The organism is Myxococcus vastator, assembly GCF_010894475.1.
GTDB lineage: Bacteria > Myxococcota > Myxococcia > Myxococcales > Myxococcaceae > Myxococcus > Myxococcus vastator.
In genome coordinates this window covers 1-2762 of sequence record NZ_JAAIYB010000707.1, presented here as the reverse complement: position 1 = coordinate 2762, position 2762 = coordinate 1, and the positions used below count along the sequence as shown (strand labels likewise).

General features: G+C 60.5%; 2 protein-coding genes. Both read right to left on the bottom strand.

The window, feature by feature from the left end:
• A partial coding sequence (locus G4D87_RS36360) for an SIR2 family protein (protein ID WP_163787380.1) occupies positions 1-1062 on the bottom strand: 1062 nt, incomplete at its 3' end.
• 524 nt (positions 1063-1586) lie between these two features.
• A complete protein-coding gene (locus G4D87_RS36355) occupies positions 1587-2597 on the bottom strand; it encodes an MlaD family protein (RefSeq protein ID WP_163787379.1) in 1011 nt (336 codons plus the stop codon).
• Between the last annotated feature and the right edge of the window lie 165 nt (positions 2598-2762).

Here is a 2762-nt window from a genome sequence, read left to right as displayed (position 1 = left end):
GGGCAGGTGCCATTCATGGGCTCCCGAATATACGCGGCTGCCGTTTGGAGTTCCATTGCTGGTAATGCATGTGACATTCTGGTATGGTCTTACGAAAGTATTGAGCGCCTGTTCTGAAATTTCTCTTGTCGCATAGACAGCTGCCATCCCTCGGTCCAGGCTTCTCTTTAAGTGCTCTTCGAGATGTCGATCGTTGAATCCATATCCGACAATGACCAGGAATTGCGCATTCTTGAAGGCGTTGTCCATCAATTGCATGTGGTCGCGACAGACATTCATTAGCGCTTCGGCATACTTTGATGGTCCTGGCGCAATCATGCACCTGTTCCAGTTGCCATGGGGTGTGCGTGTTGAGAATTGTTCAATAATTAGATTTGGCTCGTTGGTGGATTGATACCATGCAGTTGAGCCATGTGGTTTGATAAGGCGAACTCTGCGAATTTGAGGGGATTTTTGACCAGGGCCGCCAAGTATCTTGGGAGGAGAAAATCCTATTTCAGGTCGCCATTGTCGGAGGATTCCGCCTGTAAAGCCCGTGAGACACGGTACGTTCAGTAGGTCTGCTGAATACTCGACTAGTAGGTCGTAGTTGGGTGTGACTACCGTCAATTCAGGATGGGTTGCTGGGGCACTGCGTAGGAGCCGATCTAGCAATGTGCGAAGTGGGTATGCGACTCGAGGATCAGTTTCTAGTCGTTTGGCGAGAGACTCGTGGGGCGCAATAAGAGCTTCCGCAGTGTGTTCACGAATTTGCCGCAGCAGCACTGATTCGGTTAGTAGTGGGTGTGTGGTTAAGAAACCCTCCAAATTGAAGTTCCACCACTCCGCGCCAAGTGCGTCAAAGCTCTGCTTGAATGAGGCCCACGCTTGTTGGTCTTCTTTGCTGAATCCGCTGTCTGAGATGTTTTCGTAGAAGCGTTTGGCAAGTGCCGGCATGCCCGGAAAGTTTGTTGATAGTCCCAGTGAAATTCCCGTTGAGATTGATGTTCCACTCCCGAGGAGTAGTGTAGGTGTTTTTCGCTCAAACTGCTCCCGAAGTAATTGCTCTTTCCAGTTCGTCATGCGCGATATGCGCAGTCTGATAGTAGGTCGGGCTCACGTCTAGATGGCATCGAAGGGGCACAGTCTGGAGCGAGCTCATTTGCACGGTGTAGGTCTTTGGTTGTATATGTGGTTCAATGTGTCCAAGGGTGGGTGGTGTGAGTTTGTCCCTTCGCGTTAGAATCATGTGCCCTGGGTCTGACATCGTTCGTTTTGCTTGGAGGAATGGTTTTGCGTTGCTTTGGCGGGGTCGGCAGGCCCTTTTGAGTAGAGCGAGGGTCTAAATTAACCTGTGGTGAATTGGACTCATGTCTATGCCTCGTAGAATGGCGGATGCATGTGTGCTTGGCCCTGAATGTCCTGGGCTTTGAATCGTGCTCGTGTGGCGTGTGGATATAATGTTCCCGCCTACGTATGAGGCGGTTATTGCTTTAGATGTGCTGTAGCCGAGTTCCTAGTGGTGAAAGATTCGCTGTCTATGTCGCTAACGCTGAATGAACAGATGACCCAAGCGCACCGTTGCCACTCTCACGAACTCAGCTCTCTCAGTCCTTCCAGAGCACCTTCCACGGGTGCTTGCGGAGGTCCGTCACCAGCGAGCGCAGCTCGTCGTAGAGCGTGCCGTCCTGGAGCACCGCGCCCGCCGTGCCCTCGCCGGCCTCCAGCTTCGCCAGCACCCGGTCCGCGCGGGCCGCGATGCTCTCCAACTGTCCGGAGGCCGCCGTGAGCCGCTCCAGCGCGAGCTTCACCCGCGCGCCGTCCTCCGGCCCCAGCGGGCCCGTCACGGCCGCCAGTGCGTCCAGCGTCGTCCCGGCGGACTTCGTCAGCCCCGGCAAATCCCGGCGCGCCACGGAGGCCACCGCCGCCGCGTCGTCCAGCAGCCGCGCCCCCTTGCCCCCGGGCTGGAAGGCCTCGCGCGCCAGGCCCGCGAGCTGGCGCAGGTCCTTCGAGGCCGCCGCCAGCTCGGACGCCAGCACCTTCACGTCGCCCCGGTTCTCCGTCAGCAACTGGTCCAGCGTCCGCGCCAGCCGGGACACGTTCGCCGCGAGGCCGCGGATGGCCTCCGGGTCCTCCTCCAGCATTTGCGACAGCAGGTCCACGAAGCGGGTGAGCTGCTCGGCCAGGACGTCCAGCCGGGGCGCGTCCGTTCCCCGCACGGCCGTGCCCGCGGGCAGCCGCTCCTGCGCCGAGCCCGGGTTCAGCTCCAGATAGGGCTCACCCAGGATGCCCACCGTGGCCACCGTCACGCGCGCGTCCTTGCGCAGCGCGCCCACCGCCTCCGGCGCCACCGCCAGCTCCATTCGCACGGGCAGCGGGCGGCCCTGCGCGTCCCGCCGCTCGGGCTGGAGCTCGATGTCCTGTACGCGGCCCACCTGCACGCCGCCCAGCTTCACGGGGGCGCCCTCCACCACGTTCCCCGTGTGGCCGAAGTCCACCGCCAGCCCCGTCTCCGAGCCCAGCTTCAACTCGCCCATCAGCCACAGCAACACCAGCACGCCCACGAGGGTGGACAGCACCAGGGCGCCCACCTTCAACTCCAGCCGTCGCTCATCCATCCGTCGCGCCCTCCATGAATGGCGCCGTCAGTCCGCGCAGCTCGGGCGCGGGGGACTCCAGGAAGCCCTGCGGCGGGCCCAGGTAAGCACATTGCTTGTTCGCCACCACCAGCACCCGGTCCGCCAGCGCCTTCAACTGCCGGTAGTCGTGGGACACCACCATCC